Origin of the sequence: Mycolicibacterium pallens, from assembly GCF_019456675.1 — a bacterium.
Lineage (GTDB): Bacteria > Actinomycetota > Actinomycetes > Mycobacteriales > Mycobacteriaceae > Mycobacterium > Mycobacterium crocinum.
Genome location: NZ_CP080333.1, coordinates 836,757 through 860,911 on the forward strand (window position 1 = coordinate 836,757; position 24,155 = coordinate 860,911).

Sequence of the window (24,155 nt, forward strand, 5' to 3'; positions counted from 1 at the left end):
AACCATTGTTCACCAGCCCTACCCGCCGGGCAGGTCACCGCCGTTGGCGAACCGCTCACGCAACGCGCGGCGGTCCAGCTTGCCGATGCCGCGGCGCGGCAGCTCCTCGAGAATGTGCAGCTCACGCGGTGCGGCCGTCGAATCCACGAACTGCGTGAGGTACTCCCGGATGTCGTCCAGGCTGGGTTCGAGCGCGCCAGTGAGAAGCACCACTGCGGCCACGACCCGCTCGCCGAGCCGGTCGTCCTCGATCCCGAACACCGCGCAGTCGGCGATCGCCGGATGCTGGGAGAGCACCGCCTCGACCGGTGCGGGCATCACCGTCAGCCCACCGGTGCTGATCGCTTCGTCGACCCGGCCCAGCACCCGCAGGCGGCCGTCGTCGTCCACGGTGCCCAGGTCGTCGGTCCGGAACCAGCCGGGTTCGGCGAACGGATCCGGATCCGGTGGATTCCGATAGCCCATGGCCAGTGTCGGTCCGCCGATCACAATGCGACCCTCGCCCGGTTCGGCGCCGTCATCAAGCCGGATCGTCACCCCGCTCAGGGGTACGCCGTCGTAGACGCACCCGCCTGCGGTCTCGCTGGAGCCGTACGTACGCACCACCTCGATCCCGGCGGCCGCCGCGCCCTCTAGCACCGGTCGCGGCGCGGGGCCGCCACCGAGCAGCACGGCGTCGAGTTCGGCCAGTGCCGCGGTGGCCTCTGGGTCCAGCAACGCCTTGGCGAGCTGGGTGGCGACCAACGCGGTGTACCTGCGGCCGGAGCCCAACTGCGCGACGGCCGTGGGTACCTGGCTGACATCGAAGCCTGCGGAGATGTCGAGCTCGACGGGTACCGTGCCGGCTTGCAGACTGCGAACCAGCACCTGTATTCCCGCGATGTGGTGAGTCGGTAACGCCAACAACCAGGTGCCCGGGCCGCCGAGGTGGTCCAGGGTGGCCGACGCGCTGGCGATCAACGCCGCCGGCGTCAGCATCGCGCCCTTGGGCGTTCCGGTGGTGCCCGACGTCGACACCACCAGCGCGACGTCGTCGTCGATCTCTTCGCCGACTCGTAAAGACGTTGTCAGCAACTCGCTTTCGCGCAAGTCACCCGCGGGGATCGGCACCAGGGGCGCATCTCGTCCGTCGAGGACGCCATCCAGGGCGGCCATCAACGACTGCGCCGACGGGCCCGGCGGGATGGCGAGTGCTCGCAGAGTTGTTATTCGACGTCCTCACTGTCTCGCGGATCGTCCAGCGGCCAGCCGAACGTGGACAGCCTGTCATGGACCCGGTCGATGTCCTCCGGAGTGGGCAACGCATCGGTGATCTCGGTGATCAATACCCCGATGTCGATGTGATCGAACGCGCCTCGCTCGAGTAGTGCGTTGGCCACCGCAAGGACTTCGTCGTCGCTCAACCGCCGCCGCAGCAGGGCAAACAGCGGAACCTGGTCGGGGTGCGGAACCCCATCGGGGTAACCGGCTTTGATCCAGGCCACGATTTTGGTGATGAAGTTGGTCACCGCAGCATCTCCCGTGCGGGGGCGTGTGGGCGCCCGGTGGACTCGTGAAAATTCTAGTCGGCGTCGATTTGCCGCGCCCGCCGTGTACCCCCGCTGTGTCGGCCTCGGGGAACCATGGACGGCTGGTAGGTTAACGACTGATGAACACCTGCGGGACGTTCGCAAATGCCCAGTTCGGGGACTTTTGGCAACTGGTCAAAGGACCCTCTGAACCACCAGAATCTCAGTCATGAGCACCGAGATGATCATTCTGGTGTTATTGATTGCCACTGCGCTGGCATTCGATTTCACCAATGGTTTCCACGACACGGGCAACGCGATGGCGACGTCGATCGCCACCGGTGCGCTCAAGCCCAAGACTGCTGTGCTGCTCGCCGGGGTCCTGAATCTGGTCGGTGCCTTCCTCTCCGTCGAGGTTGCGGTAACCGTGACGACGTCGGTCCTCAAGGTCCAGGACGCCAAGACCGGCCATCTGCTGTCCGGCATCGACGCTTCGATGGGATTGACCATCATCTTCGCCGGCCTGATCGGCGGCATCCTCTGGAACCTGCTGACCTGGCTGTTCGGCATCCCGTCGAGTTCCTCGCACGCCCTGTTCGGTGGCCTCATCGGCGCCGGGCTGGCGGCGCTCGGTAGCAGCGGCGTCAACTGGACGGGCGTTACTCAGAAGGTGCTGATCCCCGCCGTCGCCGCTCCGGTGATCGCGGGCATCGTCGCCGCGGCCGGCACCTGGCTGGTCTACCGCATCACCCGCAAGGTGCTGGCGCGGCGCCGCGAAGAAGGGTTCCGCTGGGGGCAGATCGCCACGGCGTCTCTGGTTGCTCTCTCCCACGGAACCAACGACGCGCAGAAGACGATGGGTGTCATCGCACTGGCGCTGATCACCACCGGCCACCTGACCGGCGACGTGAAGAAGGACGGCCTGCCGTTCTGGATCATCCTGAGCTGCGCACTGGCCATCGGGCTGGGCACCTACATCGGCGGCTGGCGCGTCATCCGCACGCTGGGCAAGGGTCTCGTCGAGATCGAGTCCCCGCAGGGCCTGGCCGCCGAAGCCTCTTCTGCCGCAATCATTCTCAGCTCCAGCGCCGCCGGTATGGCACTGTCCACCACGCACGTCGCCACGGGCTCGATCCTGGGTAGCGGCGTGGGCAAGCCCGGCGCCGAGGTGCGCTGGGCCGTGGCCGGGCGCATGGCGGTGGCCTGGCTGGTCACCCTGCCCGCCGCCGCGCTCGTCGGGGCGCTGGCCTACTGGCTGTCCTACATCGTCAAGGACGTCAGCGGATCGCAGCTGATGGGCGACGGTTTGATCTTCCTGATCCTGGTCGCCGCTTCCTTCTACATGTGGTGGCGCGCGCAGCAGCAGAAGGTCGACCACAGCAACGTCAATGCCGATTGGGACACGTCGACCAACTCGGTGGTGCCCGCTGAAGTCCGGGCCGCCGCCAAGGACACGAAGCCGGCCGAGCCGACCGCCACGGTCTGACTCGCCGCGACAAGCCTTAAGGACACGTGATGACGTACTTCGAAGCCATCTTCAAGGTGCTGGTGGTCGGGCTCATTCTCGGCGCGGGCCTGCCGGCACTGTTCGCGACCGGCATGCTGGCGTATTCGACCGGCGCCGGCGGCGAGGAAGCCGACCACACGATGCACAAGCCGAACCCGGCGCTGAAGTTCGTCGGGATCGTGCTGTTCCTCTTCGTCGCGCTGGTGATCGTGACGGCCGTCGCCTGGATCACCCGGGCGACGATCATCCATCACTTCGGTGTCGACCTCTTCCCCATGCTCAAGAAGTGAGATTGCGATGACCACTCAGCAGCAACCCACTTTCCTCGAGAACGTCCTCGGCTGGCTGCACAAGGGCTATCCGGAAGGCGTTCCGCCCACGGACTACTACCCCCTGCTGGCCTTGCTGAAGAGATCGCTGTCGGAGGATGAGGTCGTTCAGGCGGCCCAATCAATCTTGCGCGCAGCCACTTTCGACACCCCGGTGAGCGAAGATCAGATCCGCGAAGCCGTCCGTGAGGTCATCGCCAAGGACCCCAATCCCGAAGAGCTGAACCAGGTTGCGGCGCGGCTGGCCTCGGTCGGCTGGCCGCTCGAATCGCACTAGCCTTCAGCCTCGCGTATCGCGGCGCAGCGGGTGGTCCTCAGGGATCTGCACGAAGATCAGCGTGATCCCGTCGGGGTCGTTGACATGCATTTCGTGTAAGCCCCACGGTTCGCGTCGGGCTTCGCGCGCGATCTCGACTCCGCGCCCCGACAGTTCCTCCTGAGTGGCGTAGAGATCGCGCACCTGCAGCCACAGCGAGGCGGGAAACGGGCCATGTACGTTCGCGGGCGCGCCGTGGCCGGCCAGCTCGATCAACGACTGCCCGGCGTAGAACACGGTGCCGCCGCTGTACTCGCGGGCGATCGCCAATCCGAGTGCGTCGCGGTAGAAATCCACCGAGCGTTCGTAATCCGCCGGGCGCAGCAGCATCCGACTCGCGAGGATCTCCATGCCGTCGTGTCTACCTCAGTTCGGCTGCAGGCGCTGACGCTTCATGGCCCGGTTCATCGCACCGGGTGCGACCACGTCGAGCGCGCGGGCGGTGACGGCCATGCGCGGGGCGATGCGCACCGGGCGGTGCCGCGCCGCCTCGATCATCCATTGGCCGGCTTCTTCGGGGGTCAGCGCCGGCAGCCCGTCGTACTCCTTGGTGGGCGCGATCATCGGGGTGGCCACCAGCGGGTAGTACAGCGTCGTGGAATGCACGCCCTGGCTGGACCATTCGGTTTCGATGACCCGGCTGACCGCGCTGAGCGCCGACTTCGACGCGTTATAGACCCCGAACAGCGGCGAGGCTTCGCTGAACACACCCCAGGTTGCGACGTTGATGATGTGCCCGTCGCGGCGCTCGATCATCCCGGGCGCCAAACCGCGGATGAGACGCAGCGGCGAGAAGTAGTTGAGCATCATCGTGCGTTCGACGTCATGCCAGCGGTCGAGCGACTCGGCCAGCGGCCTGCGGATCGAACGGCCTGCGTTGTTCACCAGGATGTCGACCGCCCCCACCTGCTGCGCCAGGGCGTCGACGGCGTCGAGGTCGGACAGGTCGCAGGGGATCGCCGTCGCCGAACCCCCGGCGTCGGCGATGCGGTCGACAACCTCGGCGAGCAGCTCTTCGCGCCGCGCGACCACGATGACCTCGCAACCTTCCGCGGCGAACAGCTCGGCACCGGCGGCACCGATGCCGGACGAGGCGCCGGTGATCAGCACCCGCTTGCCGCGGAGGTCGACGGTGATGCCGGTCGGCAGGCTCAGCGGCGGGCGCATGCCGGTCAGGGCGATGGCCTCGGTCAGTTTGCGGCGCAGGGGGTTCACGGCTGCTGAGTCTATGTCCGCCGACTCGGGCGCGGTTTCCGGCGCTGTGCCCCGGTTACCGCGCCGATGTTCAGGCGGCGAGCGCAGCGCTGGCCGCCTCGGCCAGCACTGCGGAGGTGGTCTCGTAGCTGTCCGCCTGCCACGCGCGCATGAAGACCGCCAACGGCACGGCCACCCCGCCCTTGTCCATGCCGCTGTCGTTGATGTAGACGGTGCGGGTCGTGGCGTTGATGGCGATCACCGAGATCTCGTGGTCGGCGGCTTCGGCGACGGCGCCGGGCGGGGGAGTGGCGTGGAGATAGTTCCAGATCGCGTCGGCCTTCACGCCGACCATGATCGCCTTGCCGGCTTTGAGGTCCCGTTCCAGAGCGTGCAGTGCGATGAGGCCCTGCGTCTTCTTGTAGTCAGTCTTGGTGGTCGCATCAATGCCGTTGAGGCGCAACAGTTCTTCGGCGTCCCCGATCGCCACGCGGTCGTCGGTCGTCAAACCGAGGTACATCTTGCGGGTGGGATCGACGACACTCTGCGTGCTGGTCGCCTGATCGGCGATCTGCTGTTCGGTCGGCATCGTGCCCTTGAGCTGACCGATCACCGATGCGGTCGCCATCAGCACGCAGTTCTCGGCGCTCTGGGTCGCCCAGTACTGGGCGTTGGCCAGGTTGCCGTAGATCCTAGGCTTCGCGGGTATGACGCCGAGCGCACGGCTCAAGCCGGTGACGTCGCGCTTGATCTCCGCTTCGACGCGGTGCTCCAGCGCGACGAGGTCGCGGCGGGCGTTCTGCACCGCGCCGGTCACTGCCTGCTGCACCTCGACGGGTGTGGGTAGGTGCGGCGCCGCGGGGGTGGCCTTGGCGGTCGCCAACGACTTCGAGACACTCGTCGGTACCGAGTTGATCGTCGAAGAGCTCTGTGCGGCAACAGGTTTGGGCGTATTCAGAGCCGATTGCGGAGCCGCGTGGCTCCGGCCCGAGGAGGCGGCGTGTGCGGAGTTGGCCGAACCGGCCCCGGAGTGCCCGGTATCGCCGGGGGCGGCGGCTGCGACGGCGCCGTCGCAGCCCATCGCGACCAAGAACCCGACACCGACGCCGAACGCGAGCGTTCCGACCTGACCGACAAGACGTGCTGATGCCACGAAGCCCCCTTGACCCGATGCGCAGTCGCGCGTAACTCAGGCGATGGTAGCTAGGGCCGCTGGTTGCCGACGCGAAACGGAAAACGTGTCTTTCGATTTGTCGCTTTCGAAAGTATTTGCTCTACCTGCACGCGGTTGGCGTTGGCGACTCTCAGAAGTAGCGCGGGAACGGGCTCCAATCGGGATCGCGCTTTTCCAGGAAGGCGTCTCGGCCCTCGACGGCCTCGTCGGTCATGTACGCCAACCGGGTGGCTTCACCGGCGAACAGTTGCTGGCCTACCAGCCCGTCGTCGAGCAGGTTGAACGCGAACTTCAGCATGCGTTGCGCCTGAGGTGATTTGCCGTTGATCTCCTTGGCCCACTGCACGCCCACCTTCTCGAGGTCGGCGTGGTCGACCACTTCGTTGACCGCCCCCATGTGGTGCATCTGCTCGGCGGTGTAGGGCCGGCCCAGGAAGAAGATCTCGCGGGCGAACTTCTGACCCACCTGGCGCGCCAGATACGCACTGCCGTAACCGCCGTCGAAGCTACCGACATCGGCGTCGGTCTGCTTGAACCGGGCGTGCTCGCGGCTGGCCAGCGTCAGATCGCACACCACGTGCAGGCTGTGCCCACCGCCGGCCGCCCACCCGTTGACCAGACAGATGACGACCTTCGGCATGAACCGGATCAGCCGCTGTACTTCCAGAATATGCAGCCGCCCGGCGCGCGCCGGGTCGACGGTCTCGGCGGTTTCGCCTGCGGCGTACTGATATCCGCTGCGGCCGCGGATGCGTTGGTCCCCGCCAGAGCAGAACGCCCAGCCGCCGTCCTTGGGGGAGGGCCCGTTGCCGGTCAGCAGCACTACGCCGACATCCGGCGACATCCGGGCGTGGTCGAGCGCGCGGTACAGCTCATCGACGGTGTGCGGGCGAAATGCGTTGCGCACCTCGGGCCGGTCGAACGCCACCCGCACCGTCCCGTCGGAGACATGCCGGTGATAGGTGATATCGGTCAGATCCTCGAAGCCGTCGATGGACTTCCACTGCGACGCGTCAAACGGATTGTCAGTCAAGGGTTGTGAACTCCATCAGTGAAGGGGATCGAATCGGAAAACAGCGCACCGGCCGGCGAGCGCCTCGAACTCTTCGGGCTTGCCCTCGGTGACCAGGCCGGCGTTCTTCATGAAGCTGACACCCGTCGGTACCAAGACGGGGAACGCCCGCAGCAGTGGCCGCGCGTCCTCGGCGGACAGCTCCACCGCCCGCACCGCCTGAGCCCGTCGTCCCTTGGTCAGGGTCACGACGCCGGCGGCGCGGACATTGCGCACCCAGTCGGCGCCGGGGAAGCCGCCGACCACATAGCGCTTGCCGTCGACAGTGAACGGGGTGATCGGCGTCGACCGTGGCTTACCGGATTTGCGTCCGGGGACCGTCAGGACCTCCGGGGATTCACCACCGAAGCGCGCGAGGCCGAGTCGCATCGCCGTCATGAAGATCTTGTTCATCGGCTTGAGCCACCACGGCGGTCTGATGCGCTCGGAGTCGGCCATGCCCCAAAAGGTACGCCTAGCGCCCGATGCCGCGATCGTGCAGTGCGTCGATGAGGCCGGTCGGGCGTTCGGCGACCGGTAGCGGGTCGACTAGGATGAAGTCGCAGCCGAGCCGGCGCGCAGCGCCGTCGTTCTCCTCGCTGTCGCCGACCATCACCGCGTCGGCGGCCGGGACGCCGAGACGCTGCAGCGCGAGCTCGAAGATCCGTGGATCGGGTTTGACCGCACCGACTTCGAAGGAGAGCACGAAGTCGTCGGCGTCCGCCCCGGCGGCGCGGAAGGCCGGCCGGATATCGAAGGCGATGTTGGAGACGATGCCGGTGCGCAGACCGCGCGCCCTCAGCGACCGCAACACCTCGACGGTGTCGGGGTAGGGCACCCACGACGCCGGGTCGACGGCCCGCCGATAGAGCGTTTCGGCGTGCTCGTCCGGCAGGCCGGCGTCGGTCAGCGCGTGCAGATAGGCCTCCCGGTGCAGGGCCGGTTCGAGATCGCGGTTGACCCAGGCACGCTGAGCCTCCTCGCTTCTGGTCACCGAACCGCCGGTGGGGTGGGTGAGGCGCTCCATCAACTCGGCCTGAACATGCTCATCGACCGCGCGGCGGCCGTCGTCATCGATCAGTTCCATTCCGGCGAACCAGCTGTCGTCCTCCTCGAGGCGAAACAGGGTGCCGGAGAAGTCGAACAGCACAGCGCGCACGGGCATGGCTCAATGCTGCCAGCGTGCGGAAGTAACGCCGCTCAGGGCCGGTGATACGTCCAACTGGGATTCGTCATGCCGGGCGTATTGGAGGTCGACGCGGGAAGATGCGATCGGTGCTCCAACATCAGAGCGCCGCGGTAGTACGCGAATGCCATGCCCAGGGCGATCAGTCCTACGACGAACGCGAGTTGCAGCGCCGTCGCGACAGCCGGGGGCACGGAGGGGATCTTGAATCTGCTGCGGATCTTCGGGGCGATCCGTTCCGCCCGCGGCATGACCGGCTGCTCCTTGCCGCGCAAGAACAGCATCACCACATCGGTGGCCCGAGTGATCTGTTCCCGGTCCACGTAGAGCTGCTTGCTCGGGCTGGCCGCGCCCTTGAGTCCGCTCGGGTTGGCCACGTACGCACCGACGTCGGCGTCGCCCAACGCCGCGAGAAGCGGCGCCGCATCAGCGGGATCCAGCTCAGCGAGGATCACCCAGGTGTCGGCCCAGACATCGTTGTCCACGCCGCCGGGCGGCAGCCAGAACATGATGTCGCGCTCTCTGAGTGACTCGAGCGGGATCACCCGGGACAACATCACTCAAGTATGGGTCGCAACTCGTCGATGTCGCTGCGTGGCGGACTACTGCAATTCGGCGCTAGCCGACGGCGCGCGACGATCCTTCCCAGAACTGCGCGCGCACGGCCTTTTTGTCCGGCTTGCCGAGTGCGGTCACCGGCACCGAGTCGACGACGATCACCTGTTTCGGCGCCTGCACCGAGCCCTTGCGCTCCTTGACCGCGGCCTGGATCTCGACGGTCAGCTGCGCCACCGCGTCGTCATCGCTCGGATGGTCGGGCCGCAGCACGATCACCGCGGTGACGGCCTCGCCCCACTTCTCGTCGGGCGTACCGATCACGCAGACCTGCGCGACGGCCGGATGCTCGGCGACGACGTCTTCGACTTCACGCGGGAAGACGTTGAAGCCGCCGGTGACGATCATGTCCTTGACCCGGTCGACGATGAACCAGTAGCCGTCCTCGTCTTCACGGGCCATGTCGCCGGTGTGCAGCCAGCCGTCCTTGAACGTCTTGGCGGTCTCCTCGGGCAGGTTGTGGTACCCGCCGGACAGCAGCGGTCCGGACACGCAGATCTCGCCGACCTCACCCTGGGGCACCTCGTTGCCGTCGGCGTCGAGCAGCGCTGTGCGCGCGAACAGTGTCGGGCGTCCGCAGGAGGTCAGCCGCTTCTCGTCGTGGTCCTTCTTGCCCAGGTAGGAGATCACCATCGGGGCTTCGGACTGCCCGTAGTACTGGGCGAAGATCGGGCCGAAGCGGCGGATGGCCTCGGCCAGGCGCACGGGGTTCATCGCCGAGGCGCCGTAGTAGACGGTTTCCAGCGAGGACAGGTCGCGGGTGTGTGAATCCGGATGATCCATGAGTGCGTAGATCATCGACGGCACCAGCATGGTGGCGGTGATCTTCTGCTCCTCGATCACCCGCAGCACCTCGGCCGGGTCGAACTTGGTCAGCACGACCAGCTCGCCGCCCTTGACGACGGTCGGCACGAAAAACGCGGCACCGGCATGCGACAGCGGCGTACACATCAGGAACCGCGGGTTCTCCGGCCATTCCCACTCGGCGAGCTGAACGGTCGTCATCGTGGTGATCGACTGCGCGGTGCCGAGCACGCCCTTCGGCTTGCCGGTGGTGCCGCCGGTGTAGGCCATGCCGCCGACGTGGTCGGGCGGAAGGTCAGCCGCCACCAACGGCTTCGGTGCGTACTTGGCGGCCTCGGCGATCAGGTCCACGGCCGAGTCGCCCAGTGCCTCGGGGACCGGGCCGAGGGTCAGCACCTGCTTGAGCGCGGGCACCTTCTCCAGCAGGCCCTGCGCCCGCTCGATGAACATCGGATTGGGGTCGATGATCAGCGACGTCACACCGGCGTCGTTGAGCACGTAGGCGTGGTCGTCGAGTGAGCCAAGAGGGTGTAGTGCCACGCGGCGATAACCCTGGGTCTGCCCGGCGCCGATGATCATCAGCACCTCGGGACGGTTCAGCGACAGCAGCCCCGCCGTCGCGCCGGAGCCGGCGCCGAGCGCTTCGAACGCCTGAATGTACTGGCTGATGCGGTCGGCCAGCTCACCGCCGGTCAGCGTGGTGTCACCGAGATGCAGCACCGGCTTGTTCTTGTTGCGCTTCAGCGCGCCGACGGTCAGGTGGCCAGAATGGAGGGGATGGCGAAGAAGCTCGTCACTCATGCGGTCCACATTAGAACGTGTTCCAGTTCGGAAGGAAGGGCGTCTCGATGACTGACGTGGGTGATCGATTGCGCGCCGCGATCCTGACGATGACGAGTGAGCGCGCTCCGCGGACGATCTGCCCGTCCGACGCCGCCCGGGCCGTGGAGCCCGACAACTGGCGCGAGCTGATGGATCAGACCCGCGATCTCGCCCGCGAGCTGGCGCGCAGCGGTGACGTCGTGATCACGCAGAAGGGTGAGGAGCTCGACCCGGACGGACAGTGGCGCGGACCGATCAGGATCCGAAGAGCCGGCACCTGAATTTCGCGGACATGGCAATCTGGCCGGTATGCAACCACCCGAACCACGCTTCCTCGACGACCGGCCGGCGTACTGGGCGCAGCACAAGCCCGACGGTGAGGCCATCAGTTACCTGGGCCGCAGCTGGACCTGGGCGCAGTGGGACGACCGGATCCGCCGGCTGGCCGGCGCACTCGTGGAGCGTGGCATCGGCCGCGGGGACGTGGTGGCGTTCCTGGACAAGAACCACCCGGCGTGCGTGGAGCTGACGCTGGCGGCGGCGTCGATCGGCGCGGCCACCGCCGTCATCAACTTCCGGCTGGCCGCCGACGAGATGGACTACGTCCTCAACGACTGCGGCGCCAAGTTGCTGATCGTCGGTACCGAGCTCAAGGACGCCATCGACAAGATCCGGGACAAACTCGTCCACGTCACGGAGGTCATCGAGGTCACGCCCGAGGGCACCGATGGTGACGAGTACGAGGCCCTGCTGGCGTCCGCCAGCCCGGTCGGGCACGCCGCCGACGTCGACCCAGATGACGCCGTGCTGATCATGTACTCCTCGGGCACCACCGGCCGCCCCAAAGGCGTCACGCTCTCGCACCGAAATGTACTGGCGCACACCATCAATGCCGGCACTTTCGAATTCGAAGACGGCGACAAGAACCTGGTGGCGATGCCGCTGTTCCATGTCGGTGGGTCGGCCTATGTGCAGTACGGCATCCACGCCGGAATTCCGACGATCATGACGCGCGACGTCGAAGGCGCCTCGCTGGCCGGGGCGATCCTGGCGGGTGCCAACCGCACCTTCCTGGTGCCCGCCGTGCTGGGCAAGGTGCTGGAGTCCGGTGACGACGCGGTCAAGCTGTTCGGCGCGCTACGGACGTTCGTCTACGGCGCGTCGCCGATGCCGCCCGCACTGCTGAAGTCGGCGCTGAAAGCCTGGCCCGACACCGATTTCATCCAGGTGTACGGCCTGACCGAGGTGTGCGGTGCGATCACCCAGCTCTCGCCGGAGGTGCATCGCGACGACTCCCGCCCGGAGCGGCTGGTCAGCGCCGGCCAGCCGGCCCGCGAGGTGGAGGTGCGAGTGGTCGACACCGATACCCTCGCCGAGGTTCCGGTTGGTCAGCCCGGCGAATTGTGGTTCCGCACACCGCAGTTGATGATCGGATACCACAACAAGCCGGAGGCCACCGCCGCGGCGATCACCGAGGACGGCTGGTTCCGGACCGGCGACATCGGCCGAGTCGACGAGGACGGTTTCGTGTTCGTCGAGGACCGCCTCAAGGACATGATCATCTCCGGCGGGGAGAACATCTACTCCGTCGAGGTCGAGCGGGTGCTCACCGATCATCCCGCGGTGCTCGACGCCGCGGTGTTCGGCATCCCCGACGAGAAGTGGGGCGAGTCGGTCAAGGCGGTAGTCGAATTGTCGCTTGGCGGAGAGACTTCCGAGGAGGAACTGATCGCCTGGTGTCGCGAGCGGCTGGCGCACTACAAGTGCCCGCGCAGTGTGGAGATCTCCGAGGCGCTGCCGCGTAACCCCACCGGGAAGCTACTCAAGCGCGACCTGCGCACGCCGTACTGGGAGAACCGCGGCCGCGCGATCTGATGGCGGTAGCGCTGGACGACCTGCTGGACCGGTTGCACGTTCTCGCGCTGCCGATGCGGGTTCGCTTCCGCGGCATCATGGTTCGCGAGGTGGCTCTGATCGACGGGCCGGCCGGCTGGGGTGAGTTCGGTGCGTTCGTCGAGTACGAGCCGCCCGAGGCCGCGCACTGGCTGGCATCCGGCATCGAATCTGCCTACGGCTCAAGGCCTTCCGTAGTTCGGGGTGTGGTGCCGATCAACGCGACGGTGCCCGCGGTGCCTGCTGAACAGGTGTCGGAGGTGCTGGCGCGCTTTCCCGGGACGCGCACGGCGAAGGTGAAGGTGGCCGAGCCCGGGCAGACCCTGGCCGACGACGTCGCCCGCGTGAACGCCGTGCGCGCCGTGATCCCCACGGTGCGGGTGGACGCCAACGGCGGGTGGACGGTCGAGGAGGCGGTGGCTGCCGCGGCCGCGCTGACTGCCGATGGTCCGCTGGAATACCTTGAGCAGCCCTGCAAGACGGTGCCGGAACTGGCCGAGGTGCGCACCCGGGTGGACGTCGCGGTGGCCGCCGATGAAAGCATCCGCAAGGCCGCCGACCCGCTGGCCGTGGTACACGCCCGGGCGGCCGACATCGCCGTGCTGAAGGTGCCGCCGCTCGGCGGTGTGCGGGCGCTGCTGGACATCGCCGCCGATATCGACATCCCGGTGGTGATTTCCAGTGCGCTGGACACCGCGGTCGGCATCGCGGCCGGACTGGCCGCGGCGGCCGCGCTGCCGCGGCTGGAGCATGCCTGCGGACTGGGCACCGGCGGACTGTTCGTGGAGGACGTCGCCGAGATCGTGCCCGTCGACGGTGGCTTGCCCGTCGGTGACGTCGTGCCCGACCCGGCGCGCCTGGCCGGGCTCGCCGCGCCGGCCGACCGCCGCGACTGGTGGATCGAGCGGGTGCGAGCCTGCTTCCCGCTGCTGTGAGCCTCTTCGCCCAAACCGCCGAATCGCAGAACAATCGCGAGTAAACCCCTGCACAACGTCGATCTCGGCGCTACAAACTCGCCTTCAGATCGGCGACCGCGCGGCGCACGAAGTAAGCCAGGTCGTGCGTGTCGTCGGCCAGCCACTGTTCGAAGGCGAGTTGGAACACCGCCGCCCCGGCCTCGGCGGTCAAACGGGCCGTCGCCTCGGCGACACCGCGGCTGACTAGTCCGTCGGCCATCGCAGCGGCCAGGGCGAAACGCTTGGTCCGCTCACGCTCCTGGAGCGCCGGGTTGGCGTCGATCACCGCCTGCCGCTGTCGTGACCCGTCGCGCCGGTCGTCGAAGATCGCGGCTGCCTCCTGTAACGCCGCGCTGATAGCGTCCAGGGGAGTGGCCGAATCAGAGTCTTCCGCAACACTTTTCGTCAACTGCTCCAGCAGCTGACGCTGGCCGCCGAAGAGCACTTCACGCTTGTCGGCGAAGTAGCGGAAGAAGGTGCGTTCGGTCAGCCCGGCCCGCTCGGCGATCTCGGCCACCGTCGTCTGGTCGAATCCGCGCTCGGTGTAGAGCGCCATGGCCGCCTGTTGCAGGCGGCCCTGCGCATCCGGCTCCCAGCGGCCCATGCGGGAATTTTAGCGGGATGACAGTTGCTGACATCAGCGCTACGGTTTGATGACAGCGACTGACATGGAGGTTCTCCCATGAAGATTTTCGTGACCGGTGCATCCGGCTGGGTCGGCTCGGCGGTCGTGCCCGAGTTGCTCGCCGCCGGCCATCACCTGCTCGGTCTGGCCCGCTCGGACAAGTCCGCCGCTGCGCTCGAAGCGCAGGGCGCCGACGTTCATCGCGGTGATCTCGGCGACCTCGACAGTCTGCGCCGCGGCGCCGAAAGCGCCGACGGCGTCATCCACCTCGCGTTCCACCATGATTTCGACAACTTCACCAATGCAGGCGAACTTGATCGCGACGCGATCACCGCACTCGGTGAGGCCCTCGCCGACTCCGGCCGGCCGCTGGTCGTCACGAGCGGGACGGCCGGGCACGCGCCGGGTCAGGTCCTCACCGAGGACCAGGCCGCCAATCCGCACTCTCCGCGGGTCTCTGAGCACGCCGCGCTGGCATTCACCGATCGCGGTGTGCGGGTGTCGATCGTGCGGCTGGCGCCGTCAGTGCACGGCAACGGCGACTATGGGTTCGTCCCGCGTCTCGTCGAAGTTGCTCGCGAGCAGGGCATTTCGGCCTACATCGGCGACGGGGCCAATCGGTGGTCGACCGTACACCGCGACGACGCCGCGCGCCTGTTCCGGCTGGCCGTCGAAGGCGCGCCCACCGGGACCGTGCTGCATGCGATCGGTGAGGAGGGCGTCGCGACCCGCGACATCGCCGAGACCATCGGGCGCAATCTCGGCGTACCGGTGACGAGCATCCCGGCCGACAACGCGATGGAGCACTTCGGCTGGATCGGTGCGTTCTTCGGTCTCGACATGCCGGCCAGCAGCGCCGTCACCCGCGAGCGATTCGGCTGGCAGCCCACCGGCATCGGACTGCTCGAGGACCTCGATCGGCACTACTTCTGAGGGCTGCGCCGAAACTGCAGTTGTTGTACGTAAAACGCGAGAGGCCGCGTGAACAACTGCAGTCTCGGCGCGACAAGGCTGTCCTGATCTGTGGGGTCCATGGCCTAGACGCCATCCCCGCGAACCTCGACACTGAGACTCATGGCGCGATCGGTGGTGATCCTCGGGTTCCCGGGCGTGCAGGCGCTGGACCTGGTCGGGCCGCATGATGTGTTCACGGGGGCCGCGATGCTCACCGAGGGCGGATACCGGGTCACCGTCGCCTCGCGCGACGGCCTGCCGGTGACCACCAACACGAGTCTGGCGTTCGTCGCCGAGGCGATGCCCGACCCGCAGGACATCGACACCCTGGTCCTGCCCGGCGGTGCGGGTGTCGACGACGCCCGGCGTGACCCTGCGACCATGGCCTGGATCCGCACGGCAGCCGCCAATTCCCGGCGCGTCGTCAGCGTCTGCACCGGGTCGTTCCTGGCCGCCCAGGCCGGCCTGCTCGACGGCTGCCGCGCTACCACGCACTGGGCGTTCGCCGACCGGATGGCCCGCGAGTTCCCCGATGTGACCGTCGACCGCGAGCCGATTTTCCTGCGCAGCTCGGCCACCGTCTGGACGGCGGCCGGGGTGACGTCGGGCATCGACCTGTCCTTGGCCCTCGTCGAGGACGACTACGGCACCGAGGTCGCTCAGACCGTCGCGCGCTACCTGGTGCTCTATCTGCGCCGCCCCGGTGGACAGACGCAGTTCGCCGCGCCGGTGTGGATGCCGCGAGCGCGCCGCCAGCCGATCCGTGAGGTCCAAGAAGCCATTGAAGCCGAACCCGGTGCAGCCCATAGCATTACCGACCTCGCTCGTCGCGCGGCGATGAGCCCGCGCCACTTCACCCGGGTGTTCACCGACGAGGTGGGGGAGGCGCCCGGTGCCTACGTCGAGCGGGTCCGCACCGAAGCCGCCCGCCGTCAGCTCGAAGAGACCGACGACACCGTCGTCACCATCGCCGCACGGTGTGGTTTCGGAACATCGGAAACCATGCGCCGCAACTTTATTCGCCGGGTCGGCATCTCACCCGACCAATACCGCAAGACGTTCGTATAAAGGAGAATCCCATGCAGATCGCCATCGTGCTCTATCCCGGTTTCACCGCCCTGGATTTCATCGGGCCCTACGAGGTGCTGCGCTGGCTGCCCGACGCCGAGGTTCGCTTCCTGTGGCACGAAGCGGGCCCGGTCACCGCGGACTCCGGTGTGCTGGTCGTCGGCGCCACCCATTCCTTCGACGAAACCCCCTCTCCTGACGTCATTCTCGTGCCCGGCGGCATGACGACGATGGAGCACGCCCGCGACGAGAAGCTGCTCGACTGGATCCGCCGGGCACACGAGACCGCGACGTGGACGACGTCGGTGTGCTCGGGATCGGTGATCCTGGCGGCCGCCGGACTGCTCAAGGGCAAGCGGGCGACGTCGCACTGGGCGGCGCTCACCGCACTCAAGACCCTCGGGGTCACGCCGGTCAAGGACGAGCGGGTGGTTCACGAAGGCGACATCGTCACCAGCGCGGGCGTATCGGCCGGCATCGACCTCGCGCTGTGGCTGGCCGGCCAGATCGGCGGCGAGGAACGCGCCAAGGCGATCCAGCTGTCGATGGAGTACGACCCGCAACCGCCGTTCGACTCCGGGCACATGTCGAAGGCCTCGGCGAGCACCAAGGCCACCGCCACCGCGCTGATGGCGAAAGAGATCGCCAACCCCACCCAGCTCAAGGCGATGACGGGGCTGCTGTGGACCGGCGCGATCGATGCCGCGCGGTCGCGGGCACGGCGGAAAAGGGGTCGCGTAGCCTCTGCCAGGTGATCAACCTGGCCTACGAGGAGAATGGCTCCGGCGATCCGGTGCTGTTCATCGCCGGCACCGGCGGTGCCGGCCGCACGTGGCACATCCACCAGATTCCGCGGTTCGTGGCGGCGGGCTATCGCTGCATCACGTTCGACAATCGCGGGATCGGGGCCACCGAGGAGGCCGGTGACTTCACGCCGGAGCAGATGATCGCCGACACCGCCGCCCTCATCGAGGACGTCGTCGGCGGCCCGACCCGGATCGTGGCGATCTCAATGGGCGCCTATATCGCCCAGGAGCTGATGCTGACCCGCCCGGAACTGGTCAGCCAGGCTGTGTTGATGGGCACCCGCGGGCGCCTGGACCGCACCCGCAAGTCGTTCCGCGCCGCCGACGTCGAACTGACCAAGGCGGGCATTCAGCTGCCGCCCGCGTACGCGGCGAAAGTGCGTGTGCTGGAGAACTTCTCGCCGAAGACGATCAACGACGAGAAGGCGATCGGCGACTGGGTGGAGATGTTCACCGCGTTCCCGATCAAGCGCACGCCCGGCCTGCGCGCCCAGCTCGAGGTCTACCCCAAAGAGAACCGGCTGGCCGCTTACCGTTCCATTACCAATGAGGTGCTGGTGATCGGGTTCGCCGACGACCTGCTGACCCCGGCGGCGCTGGGCCGCGAGGTCGCCGACGCCATCCCCAACGGCCGGTACGTGCAGATCGGGCACACCGGCCACCTGGGATTCCTGGAACGCCCGGACACCGTGAACAACGCGATGCTGGACTTCTTCGCAGGCACCCTCGTTTGAGCAGGGTCCGATCGGCGTGTGACACGCTGTAGTAGTGAACCCATCGACGGCTCAGGCCCGCGTCGTCGTCGACGAATTGATTCGTGGCGGCGTCCGCGACGTCGTGCTGTGCCCGGGTTCGCGTAATGCCCCGCTGGCCTTCGCGCTGTCCGACGCCGACCGGGCCGGCCGGCTGCGCCTGCACGTCCGCATCGACGAGCGCACCGCCGGCTTTTTGGCGATCGGTCTGGCCGTGGCCGAGCGCGCCCCGGTGTGCGTGGCGATGACGTCGGGCACCGCGGTGGCCAACATGGGTCCCGCCGTCGTCGAGGCCAACTACGCCCGCGTGCCGCTGATCGTGCTCTCGGCCAACCGGCCCTACGAGCTGCTGGGCACCGGTGCGAACCAGACCTTCGAGCAGCTCGGCTACTTCGGCACCCAGGTCCGCGCGGCGATCAGCCTGGGTCTGGCGGAGGACTCGGCCGACAAGCTCGACGGGCTCAACGCGCATTGGCGCTCGGCGACCTGCCGCGTGCTGGCCGCCGCCACCGGGGCTCGCACCGCCAACGCCGGTCCGGTGCAGTTCGACATCCCGCTGCGCGAGCCGCTGGTACCCGACGCCGATCCTGGCCCGGCCGACATTCCGCCCGGTCGGCCGGACGGTAAGCCGTGGACCTACAGCCCACCGGTGGCGTTCTACCAGCCGCTGGAGATCGACCTCACCCCCGACACCGTGGTGATCGCCGGACACGGCGCTGGTGTCCACCCCAACCTGGCCGCACTGCCCACCGTCGCCGAGCCGACCGCCCCGCACGCCGTCAACCCGTTGCACCCGCTGGCGCTGCCCTTGCTGAAACCCCGCCAGGTGATCATGTTGGGCCGCCCCACGCTGCACCGGCCGGTGTCGACGCTGCTCGCCGACCCGTCGGTGCCGGTGTTCGCCCTCACCACCGGACCGCGCTGGCCGGACGTCTCCGGCAACTCCGCGGCCACCGGCACCCGCGCCGAAACCACCGGCACGCCCGACCCGGCGTGGCTGCAGCGCTGCGCAGAGGCCAACGCCAACACGATGGCCGCCGTGCGTCAGCAGCTGGCCGCCCACCCGTTGACCACCGGCCTGCACGTCGCGGCCGCGGTCGCCGACGCGGTGCGCCCGGGGGACCAGCTGGTGCTCGGCGCCTCCAATCCGGTTCGCGACGCGGCCCTGGTCGGGCTGAACACCGACGGCATCAAGGTGCGCTCCAACCGCGGGGTGGCCGGCATCGACGGCACGGTATCGACGATCATCGGTGCCGCCCTGGCCCACACCGGCAGGACCATCGGTCTGATCGGCGACATGACGTTCGTGCACGACAGCTCCGGACTGCTGATCGGTCCCACCGAGCCGACGCCGAAAGACCTGACGATCGTGGTGTCCAACGACAACGGCGGCGGCATCTTCGAGCTGCTCGAGCAGGGCGACCCGCGGTTCTCCGATGTGTCGTCGCGGATCTTCGGCACCCCGCACGACGTCGACGTCGGCGCGCTGTGCCGGGCCTATCACATCGAAGCCTGGCAGATCGAGGTCGACCAGCTGGCTGCAGCCATCGACGAGCCGCACGAGGGCATGCGGGTGTTGGAAGTCAAGGCCGACCGGTCGTCGCTGCGGCAACTGCATGCCGCGATCAGGGCGGCACTGTGATCAGCAGGCTCCTCGCCCTGCTCAAAGCCGCACTGCCTCGGCGTGATCCAGATGTCGTCGACACCACTCGGCGAAAAGTGTTGCGCTGGAGCAAGTGTGCGGTGTGGATCCTCATCGGTCTGGTCACCCTGCAGTCGCTGCTGCTGGTGGCCGGCGCCTGGCGCAATGATCGGCAGATCGAACGCAACATGGGTGTCGCGCAGGCCGAGGTGTTGTCCGCCGGCCCGCGGCGCTCGACGATCGAGTTCGTCACCCCGGATCGCGTGACCTACCGCCCCGAGCTCGGTGTGCTCTATCCGTCGGAGCTCGCGGAGGGAATGCGGATCTACGTCGAGTACGACCGGAACAACCCGGATCTCGTTCGGGTGCAACACCGTACGGCTGCGCTCGCGATCATCCCGGCCGGTTCGATCGCGGTGGTGGCGTGGCTGATCGGCGGGCTCGTGCTCACGGGACTGGTTCTGGTGGAGCGCCGGGTCAATCAGGTCGACATCAGCTTGGACAGCCAGTTGTTGTCGTAGATGTCGAGCTTCTCATTGGTGGTCAGGTCGAATACCGTTGGCGTTCCGGTGTTCACCGGGTCGATCTCGTAGAGGTATTCGAAGTTGGTGTCCGCCATCTCCTGGACGTCCAGCGCAGTCTTACCCGCACGCATCGCATCGACCGCTGCGGCGGGGATACCGCTGTCGCGGGCCATATCGGCGATCTGAGCGTCGCTGGGCCCCTTGCCGTGTGAATCCTGGTGTCCCCAAAGGTCTTGTACGAACGCCTGAAACGCCTTGGCCGACGTGTTCGGTCCGGCTGCCGCCAGGAACAGCGCGTTGCTCACCCGGTCGGAGTAACCGCCCGGCTTGTCGTCGAGAAATGTCAACGGGCGGTAGGTGACGACAAGCTGGCCGAGGTTGATGTAGCTGGCCAACTCGTCGCCGAAATCCTTCTGCAGATCGGCGCAGTGGCTGCATTGCGGTTCGGTGTACAGCTCGATGTGAATCCGCGCATTGGGATCACCGGCCATGATGCCGAAACCGTCCTTACTCAGCGCTGTCGGCGGCCCATGCGGATCCACCTGTGCCACACCGGTAATTTCCCTGCTACAACCGGTAACCAGGACGACCAGCGCCACCACGAGCACAGACCAGATCCGCATGCTCGCACGGTACCGCGTTCCACCTGCTTTTCGTGTCGTGTATGCCTGGGCGCAACCTCGCTGACAGGCGCCGCTGCCACAGTGAAATCGTGCGCGTTGCCATTGTCGCTGAGTCGTTCCTGCCCAACGTCAACGGAGTCACCAACTCGGTGCTGCGGGTGCTCGAGCATCTGCGCCGCACCGGTCATGAAGGGCTCGTCATCGCCCCGGACACCCCGCGTGGTGAGCCGGCGGCCGACCGGATCTACGACGGGATCCGGGTGCACCGGGTGCCGTCGCGGATGTTTCCCAAGGTGACGTCATTGCCACTCGGCGTGCCGCGCCCACGCATGGTGGGAGTGTTGCGCGGCTTCGATCCGCATGTGGTGCACCTGGCCTCGCCCGCGCTTCTCGGGTACGGCGGCCTGCACGCCGCGCGGTATCTGGGGGTGCCGACGGTGGCGGTGTTCCAGACCGACGTCGCGGGATTCGCCGAAAGCTACGGCATCGGCGCCGCATCCCGTGCGGCCTGGGCCTGGACGCGACACCTTCACGCGAAGGCCGACCGCACGCTGGCGCCATCCACCGCCGCGATGGAAGACCTTGCTGCGCACGGCATCCCACGCGTTCACCACTGGGCCCGAGGAGTCGACGTCACCGGCTTCGCGCCGTCGGCGCGCAGTCATGAGTTGCGAGCCCACTGGTCGCCGGCGGGCAAGCAAATCGTCGGCTTCGTCGGACGCCTCGCGCCGGAGAAGCATGTGGAGCGACTCGCGGTGCTGGCTGCGCGTGACGATCTGCAGTTGGTGATCGTCGGTGACGGTGTCGACCGAGACAAGCTGCGAGCCATGATGCCGCGTGCGGTGTTCACCGGTGCGTTGTACGGCGAGCAACTCGCCACGGCGTACGCGAGCATGGACGTCTTCGTCCATCCCGGCGAGCACGAGACGTTCTGCCAGGCCGTGCAAGAAGCGATGGCTTCCGGTGTGCCGGTCATCGCTCCGAACGCGGGTGGTCCGCGTGATCTGGTGGCGCCGTACCGCACCGGCTTGTTATTGACGGTCGCGGAATTCGAAGCGCGCCTTGGTCAATCGGTCGATCACCTACTCGACGAGCGGGCCCGCTATTCGCTTGCCGCTCGTCGCAGCGTGCTCGGCCGCACATGGCCGGCGATCTGCGACGAGCTACTCGGCCACTACGAAGCAGTGCAGCGCGACGCGCGCCGAATTCGCGCCGCGTGAGTCCTGCGGCAGCCCAACGACTTTCCTTAATTGTTCCTGAGAAACCTTTTCATAGCCTGTGAGCTGGCGCACACTGAAACGCAAGCCGGGGGAACGCAACGATGCAAATACCAATTCCACCTCTCCAAGACCGGGGGGCGTCCGAATGAACGACGTGTCATACCGCCAAGATCTCAGTGAATTTGCAGTCGAACTCCGTAAGTTGGCTTATACCATGCCCGCTGGGCACGAGGATCGACTCATTCACCTCAGCGAACGGATGGCGAGTCGTGCGCGTCAATTACCGAGAGTCGACGCACACGCGATGTAATCAGCCCTGGGCCTCGACGGCGACCGGCTGCCACTTCTCCCAATTGGCAATGCGGCTTTCGTAGTCGGCCTTGGCGGTCTGCAGCGGCGATTCTCCGAAGAACACCCGCAGCGGGGGAGTCTCCGCGTCCACGACTTTCAGGATGGCCGACGCCGACGCCTTGGGATTGCCCGGCGCGGACCAGCGCTGCGCGCGGGCCTCGTCGACCTGGCGGTGCAAGTCGGCGTAGTCGGGCAGCTCGGTCGAACGCTTCGACGACGGCCCGGACCAGTCGGTGTCGAAGCCGCCCGGCTCGATCAGCGTGACGTGAATGCCGAAAGGCGCGACCTCCTGGGCAAGCGCCTGCGAGAAGCCTTCCAGCGCCCACTTCGAGGCGTGGTAGATCCCCACGAGCGGGAACGCGGTGATGCCGCCGATCGAGGACACCTGGATGATGTGGCCGCTGCCCTGCGCCCGCAGATACGGCAGCGCGGCCTGGGTGATCCACAGCGCGCCGAAGACGTTGGTCTCGAGCTGGTCGCGCGCGTCCTTCTCGCTGAGCTCCTCGATGAACCCGAAGTGGCCGTAGCCGGCGTTGTTCACCACGATGTCGAGCCGGCCGAAGTGGTCGTGCGCCTGCTTGACGGCGGCGAAGTCCGCTTCGCGGTCGGTGACGTCGAGCTGGATCGGCAGGATGGCGTCGCCGTACTTCTCGACCAGGTCGGACAGGGTGTCGGTGTTACGTGCGGTGGCGGCGACCTTGTCGCCGCGGTCCAGGGCGGCGATCGCCCACTCCCGGCCGAAGCCACGTGACGTACCGGTGATGAACCAAACCTTGTCGCTCATGTATCCCTCTTTTCTCGTCCGTTCACGCGTTACCAACGCCCGACCGGGTTCCCCATTCCCGCCTTCACGAACTTCACAGGTAGCGTCGGCACCGTGAGCCGCGCGACGCTGGACAAGGACCCTCGCGATGTGGCGTCGATGTTCGACGCCGTCGCGCGTCGCTACGACATCACCAACACGGTGCTCTCGCTGGGGCAGGACCGCTCCTGGCGGCGGGCGACCCGTTCGGCGCTGGGCATCGGGCCGGGCGACCGGGTGCTGGACCTGGCGGCCGGCACCGCGGTGTCGACGGTCGAGCTGGCGAAGTCCGGCGCGTGGTGCGTGGCCGCGGACTTCTCGGTCGGCATGCTGCAGGCAGGTGCCGGGCGGCCGGTGCCGAAGGTCGCCGCCGACGCGACCAAGCTGCCGTTCGACGACGCGGTCTTCGACGCGGTGACGATCAGCTTCGGCTTGCGCAATGTCGTCGACCACCCGGCGGGCCTGCGAGAAATGGCGCGCGTGACCCGTCCCGGCGGCCGCCTGGTGGTGTGCGAGTTCTCCACCCCGGTGGTGCCGGTCTTCTCGACCGTGTACAAGGAGTACCTGATGCAGGCGCTGCCGCGGGTGGCCCGCGCGGTGTCGAGCAATCCCGAGGCGTATGTGTATCTGGCCGAGTCCATTCGGGCCTGGCCGGATCAGGCCACATTGGCGCAGCAGATCCGCGACGCCGGCTGGTCAGATGTGCGGTGGCGCAACTTGACCGGCGGGATCGTCGCTCTGCATGCGGCGGTCAAACCCGGGTAGTCCCGCATGGTGACCGTGCTGGCCTTCGACGTCAACGAGACGCTGCTCGACCTCAGCCCGCTCGACGGGATCCTGGGCGGTGCCGAAACCCGTAAGCGCTGGTTCAGCCAGATGCTGCAGATTGCCTTTGTCGGTGGGCTCACCGGTGATTACGTGGACTTCCCGATGGCCCAGCGGGCCGCGCTGAGGATGCTGGGTCTGGATGGCGCCGAGCGGTTGGCCGAGGCGATGCGTCAGCTGCCCCTGCACCCGGACGTCGTGCCCGCGCTGGATCGACTCGGCGGTTACACCCTTGTCGCGCTGACCAATTCGCCGCTGTCAGTGGTTACCGAGCAGCTCGAATTCAATGGTGTGGCTTCGCGTTTCGACGCGATTCTCTCGGCGGACACGGTTCGTGCGCTCAAGCCGCGCGCGGAGGCCTACCAGCATGTCGGCGCAACGCTCGGCGTGCCGTTGAGCGAGGTGCGGCTGGTGGCCGCCCACGGGTGGGATATCGCCGGAGCGTTGGCCGCCGGCTGCCGCGCTGCGTTCGTGCGGCGACCAGGCCAGGAGCTCATTCCGATCGGCGCGCAGCCCGACATCATCGGGGATGACTTGCGCCAGGTCGCTGACGCCCTGCTGTAGTTGGGCGCGATTACCGGGGCTCAGCACCGGAAATCGCGCCGAAG

At 67.4% G+C, this 24,155-nt stretch carries 28 protein-coding genes; 15 read left to right on the plus strand and 13 right to left on the minus strand.

The window, feature by feature from the left end; all coding sequences use genetic code 11:
- Positions 1 to 18 precede the first annotated feature (18 nt).
- Both menE and K0O64_RS03955 read right to left on the minus strand, forming a co-directional pair.
- Positions 19 to 1,155, minus strand: coding sequence for an o-succinylbenzoate--CoA ligase (menE, locus tag K0O64_RS03950; protein ID WP_220046061.1), 1,137 nt, complete (start codon positions 1,153 to 1,155; stop codon positions 19 to 21).
- A 50-nt stretch (positions 1,156 to 1,205) separates the two neighbouring features.
- On the minus strand, positions 1,206 to 1,508 hold the full coding sequence (locus K0O64_RS03955) for a DUF3349 domain-containing protein (RefSeq protein ID WP_071947668.1): 303 nt from the start codon (positions 1,506 to 1,508) through the stop codon (positions 1,206 to 1,208).
- Positions 1,509 to 1,737: 229 nt separating this feature from the next.
- On the opposite strand from K0O64_RS03955, the gene K0O64_RS03960 reads away from it, so the two are divergent.
- The 3 genes from K0O64_RS03960 to K0O64_RS03970 are packed head-to-tail and all read left to right on the plus strand — an operon-like array spanning position 1,738 to position 3,621.
- Positions 1,738 to 2,994, plus strand: coding sequence for an inorganic phosphate transporter (locus K0O64_RS03960; protein WP_220046062.1), 1,257 nt, complete (start codon positions 1,738 to 1,740; stop codon positions 2,992 to 2,994).
- Between the two features lie 29 nt (positions 2,995 to 3,023).
- Complete coding sequence (locus K0O64_RS03965) at positions 3,024 to 3,305, plus strand: hypothetical protein (protein ID WP_071947666.1); 282 nt, start codon at positions 3,024 to 3,026, stop codon at positions 3,303 to 3,305.
- 7 nt (positions 3,306 to 3,312) lie between these two features.
- The gene (locus K0O64_RS03970; protein WP_220046063.1) at positions 3,313 to 3,621 is read left to right on the plus strand and encodes a DUF3349 domain-containing protein; all 309 of its coding nucleotides are present in this window, start codon (positions 3,313 to 3,315) and stop codon (positions 3,619 to 3,621) included.
- A gap of 3 nt (positions 3,622 to 3,624) precedes the next feature.
- Here the strand turns inward: K0O64_RS03970 and K0O64_RS03975 are convergent, their stop codons facing one another.
- The 8 genes from K0O64_RS03975 to fadD8 all read right to left on the minus strand — a co-directional run bounded on the left by K0O64_RS03975 (position 3,625) and on the right by fadD8 (position 10,485).
- Positions 3,625 to 4,011: a VOC family protein gene (locus K0O64_RS03975; protein ID WP_071947664.1), complete on the minus strand. Its 387-nt coding sequence runs from the start codon at positions 4,009 to 4,011 to the stop codon at positions 3,625 to 3,627.
- Between the two features lie 15 nt (positions 4,012 to 4,026).
- Entirely contained in the window at positions 4,027 to 4,875 is an 849-nt protein-coding gene (locus K0O64_RS03980; protein WP_071947663.1) for an SDR family oxidoreductase, read from the minus strand.
- Between the two features lie 70 nt (positions 4,876 to 4,945).
- Positions 4,946 to 6,007, minus strand: a complete 1,062-nt coding sequence (locus tag K0O64_RS03985) for a hypothetical protein (RefSeq protein ID WP_071947662.1) — start codon at positions 6,005 to 6,007, stop codon at positions 4,946 to 4,948.
- A 151-nt stretch (positions 6,008 to 6,158) separates the two neighbouring features.
- Positions 6,159 to 7,061, minus strand: coding sequence for a 1,4-dihydroxy-2-naphthoyl-CoA synthase (locus tag K0O64_RS03990; RefSeq protein ID WP_071947661.1), 903 nt, complete (start codon positions 7,059 to 7,061; stop codon positions 6,159 to 6,161).
- A gap of 15 nt (positions 7,062 to 7,076) precedes the next feature.
- The gene (locus K0O64_RS03995; protein WP_220046064.1) at positions 7,077 to 7,538 is read right to left on the minus strand and encodes a nitroreductase family deazaflavin-dependent oxidoreductase; all 462 of its coding nucleotides are present in this window, start codon (positions 7,536 to 7,538) and stop codon (positions 7,077 to 7,079) included.
- A gap of 16 nt (positions 7,539 to 7,554) precedes the next feature.
- Positions 7,555 to 8,244, minus strand: a complete 690-nt coding sequence (locus K0O64_RS04000; protein ID WP_220046065.1) for an HAD family hydrolase — start codon at positions 8,242 to 8,244, stop codon at positions 7,555 to 7,557.
- 35 nt (positions 8,245 to 8,279) lie between these two features.
- Entirely contained in the window at positions 8,280 to 8,822 is a 543-nt protein-coding gene (locus K0O64_RS04005) for a hypothetical protein (RefSeq protein ID WP_220046066.1), read from the minus strand.
- Between the two features lie 61 nt (positions 8,823 to 8,883).
- Positions 8,884 to 10,485 (minus strand): fatty-acid--CoA ligase FadD8, encoded by a 1,602-nt coding sequence (gene fadD8, locus K0O64_RS04010; RefSeq protein ID WP_071947657.1) that lies wholly within the window; start codon positions 10,483 to 10,485, stop codon positions 8,884 to 8,886.
- A gap of 47 nt (positions 10,486 to 10,532) precedes the next feature.
- Between fadD8 and K0O64_RS04015 the strand changes: the two genes are divergently transcribed.
- From K0O64_RS04015 to K0O64_RS04025, 3 genes are read left to right on the plus strand one after another with little or no spacing between them, the layout of a single operon-like run.
- Entirely contained in the window at positions 10,533 to 10,787 is a 255-nt protein-coding gene (locus K0O64_RS04015) for a DUF3253 domain-containing protein (protein WP_220046067.1), read from the plus strand.
- A 28-nt stretch (positions 10,788 to 10,815) separates the two neighbouring features.
- Positions 10,816 to 12,381: a long-chain-fatty-acid--CoA ligase gene (locus K0O64_RS04020; protein WP_220046068.1), complete on the plus strand. Its 1,566-nt coding sequence runs from the start codon at positions 10,816 to 10,818 to the stop codon at positions 12,379 to 12,381.
- A complete protein-coding gene (locus K0O64_RS04025) occupies positions 12,381 to 13,334 on the plus strand; it encodes an o-succinylbenzoate synthase (protein ID WP_220046069.1) in 954 nt (317 codons plus the stop codon). The genes K0O64_RS04020 and K0O64_RS04025 overlap by 1 nt, the downstream gene beginning before the upstream one ends.
- 70 nt (positions 13,335 to 13,404) lie before the next feature.
- Here the strand turns inward: K0O64_RS04025 and K0O64_RS04030 are convergent, their stop codons facing one another.
- Positions 13,405 to 13,959: a TetR family transcriptional regulator gene (locus tag K0O64_RS04030; RefSeq protein ID WP_220046070.1), complete on the minus strand. Its 555-nt coding sequence runs from the start codon at positions 13,957 to 13,959 to the stop codon at positions 13,405 to 13,407.
- 78 nt (positions 13,960 to 14,037) lie between these two features.
- On the opposite strand from K0O64_RS04030, the gene K0O64_RS04035 reads away from it, so the two are divergent.
- From K0O64_RS04035 to K0O64_RS04060, 6 genes are all read left to right on the plus strand, one after another.
- On the plus strand, positions 14,038 to 14,913 hold the full coding sequence (locus tag K0O64_RS04035; RefSeq protein WP_220046071.1) for an SDR family oxidoreductase: 876 nt from the start codon (positions 14,038 to 14,040) through the stop codon (positions 14,911 to 14,913).
- Positions 14,914 to 15,054: 141 nt separating this feature from the next.
- Positions 15,055 to 16,002 (plus strand): GlxA family transcriptional regulator, encoded by a 948-nt coding sequence (locus tag K0O64_RS04040; protein WP_071947651.1) that lies wholly within the window; start codon positions 15,055 to 15,057, stop codon positions 16,000 to 16,002.
- A gap of 11 nt (positions 16,003 to 16,013) precedes the next feature.
- Positions 16,014 to 16,757 (plus strand): DJ-1/PfpI family protein, encoded by a 744-nt coding sequence (locus K0O64_RS04045; protein ID WP_071947650.1) that lies wholly within the window; start codon positions 16,014 to 16,016, stop codon positions 16,755 to 16,757.
- Positions 16,754 to 17,542 (plus strand): alpha/beta fold hydrolase, encoded by a 789-nt coding sequence (locus K0O64_RS04050; protein WP_071947649.1) that lies wholly within the window; start codon positions 16,754 to 16,756, stop codon positions 17,540 to 17,542. Before K0O64_RS04045 ends, K0O64_RS04050 begins: the two co-directional genes overlap by 4 nt.
- 34 nt (positions 17,543 to 17,576) lie before the next feature.
- Positions 17,577 to 19,202, plus strand: coding sequence for a 2-succinyl-5-enolpyruvyl-6-hydroxy-3-cyclohexene-1-carboxylic-acid synthase (gene menD / locus K0O64_RS04055; RefSeq protein ID WP_220046072.1), 1,626 nt, complete (start codon positions 17,577 to 17,579; stop codon positions 19,200 to 19,202).
- Positions 19,202 to 19,723 (plus strand): DUF3592 domain-containing protein, encoded by a 522-nt coding sequence (locus K0O64_RS04060; protein WP_071950096.1) that lies wholly within the window; start codon positions 19,202 to 19,204, stop codon positions 19,721 to 19,723. Before menD ends, K0O64_RS04060 begins: the two co-directional genes overlap by 1 nt.
- Here K0O64_RS04060 and K0O64_RS04065 read toward each other — a convergent pair.
- Complete coding sequence (locus K0O64_RS04065) at positions 19,684 to 20,349, minus strand: DsbA family protein (protein ID WP_071947647.1); 666 nt, start codon at positions 20,347 to 20,349, stop codon at positions 19,684 to 19,686. The genes K0O64_RS04060 and K0O64_RS04065 overlap by 40 nt on opposite strands.
- A gap of 89 nt (positions 20,350 to 20,438) precedes the next feature.
- Here K0O64_RS04065 and K0O64_RS04070 point away from each other — a divergent pair, with 89 nt between their 5' ends.
- Entirely contained in the window at positions 20,439 to 21,569 is a 1,131-nt protein-coding gene (locus K0O64_RS04070) for a glycosyltransferase family 4 protein (RefSeq protein WP_071947646.1), read from the plus strand.
- A 310-nt stretch (positions 21,570 to 21,879) separates the two neighbouring features.
- Here K0O64_RS04070 and K0O64_RS04075 read toward each other — a convergent pair whose 3' ends face one another.
- Positions 21,880 to 22,704, minus strand: coding sequence for an SDR family oxidoreductase (locus K0O64_RS04075; protein WP_071947645.1), 825 nt, complete (start codon positions 22,702 to 22,704; stop codon positions 21,880 to 21,882).
- Positions 22,705 to 22,797: 93 nt separating this feature from the next.
- On the opposite strand from K0O64_RS04075, the gene K0O64_RS04080 reads away from it, so the two are divergent.
- Positions 22,798 to 23,487, plus strand: a complete 690-nt coding sequence (locus tag K0O64_RS04080) for a demethylmenaquinone methyltransferase (protein ID WP_164520012.1) — start codon at positions 22,798 to 22,800, stop codon at positions 23,485 to 23,487.
- Between the two features lie 6 nt (positions 23,488 to 23,493).
- On the plus strand, positions 23,494 to 24,111 hold the full coding sequence (locus K0O64_RS04085; protein WP_220046073.1) for a haloacid dehalogenase type II: 618 nt from the start codon (positions 23,494 to 23,496) through the stop codon (positions 24,109 to 24,111).
- Positions 24,112 to 24,155: the final 44 nt, after the last annotated feature.

Bases quoted from the DNA above. Each gene is read 5' to 3' on its own strand.
- menE (WP_220046061.1), bottom strand. From the start codon at position 1,155: ATGGCCGCCCTGGATGGCGTCCTCGACGGACGAGATGCGCCCCTGGTG.
- K0O64_RS03960 (WP_220046062.1), top strand. From the start codon at position 1,738: ATGAGCACCGAGATGATCATTCTGGTGTTATTGATTGCCACTGCGCTG.
- K0O64_RS03965 (WP_071947666.1), top strand. From the start codon at position 3,024: ATGACGTACTTCGAAGCCATCTTCAAGGTGCTGGTGGTCGGGCTCATT.
- K0O64_RS03970 (WP_220046063.1), top strand. From the start codon at position 3,313: ATGACCACTCAGCAGCAACCCACTTTCCTCGAGAACGTCCTCGGCTGG.
- K0O64_RS03975 (WP_071947664.1), bottom strand. From the start codon at position 4,011: ATGGAGATCCTCGCGAGTCGGATGCTGCTGCGCCCGGCGGATTACGAA.
- K0O64_RS03995 (WP_220046064.1), bottom strand. From the start codon at position 7,538: ATGGCCGACTCCGAGCGCATCAGACCGCCGTGGTGGCTCAAGCCGATG.
- K0O64_RS04000 (WP_220046065.1), bottom strand. From the start codon at position 8,244: ATGCCCGTGCGCGCTGTGCTGTTCGACTTCTCCGGCACCCTGTTTCGC.
- K0O64_RS04005 (WP_220046066.1), bottom strand. From the start codon at position 8,822: ATGTTGTCCCGGGTGATCCCGCTCGAGTCACTCAGAGAGCGCGACATC.
- fadD8 (WP_071947657.1), bottom strand. From the start codon at position 10,485: ATGAGTGACGAGCTTCTTCGCCATCCCCTCCATTCTGGCCACCTGACC.
- K0O64_RS04015 (WP_220046067.1), top strand. From the start codon at position 10,533: ATGACTGACGTGGGTGATCGATTGCGCGCCGCGATCCTGACGATGACG.
- K0O64_RS04020 (WP_220046068.1), top strand. From the start codon at position 10,816: ATGCAACCACCCGAACCACGCTTCCTCGACGACCGGCCGGCGTACTGG.
- K0O64_RS04025 (WP_220046069.1), top strand. From the start codon at position 12,381: ATGGCGGTAGCGCTGGACGACCTGCTGGACCGGTTGCACGTTCTCGCG.
- K0O64_RS04030 (WP_220046070.1), bottom strand. From the start codon at position 13,959: ATGGGCCGCTGGGAGCCGGATGCGCAGGGCCGCCTGCAACAGGCGGCC.
- K0O64_RS04035 (WP_220046071.1), top strand. From the start codon at position 14,038: ATGAAGATTTTCGTGACCGGTGCATCCGGCTGGGTCGGCTCGGCGGTC.
- K0O64_RS04040 (WP_071947651.1), top strand. From the start codon at position 15,055: ATGGCGCGATCGGTGGTGATCCTCGGGTTCCCGGGCGTGCAGGCGCTG.
- K0O64_RS04045 (WP_071947650.1), top strand. From the start codon at position 16,014: ATGCAGATCGCCATCGTGCTCTATCCCGGTTTCACCGCCCTGGATTTC.
- K0O64_RS04065 (WP_071947647.1), bottom strand. From the start codon at position 20,349: ATGCGGATCTGGTCTGTGCTCGTGGTGGCGCTGGTCGTCCTGGTTACC.
- K0O64_RS04075 (WP_071947645.1), bottom strand. From the start codon at position 22,704: ATGAGCGACAAGGTTTGGTTCATCACCGGTACGTCACGTGGCTTCGGC.
- K0O64_RS04085 (WP_220046073.1), top strand. From the start codon at position 23,494: ATGGTGACCGTGCTGGCCTTCGACGTCAACGAGACGCTGCTCGACCTC.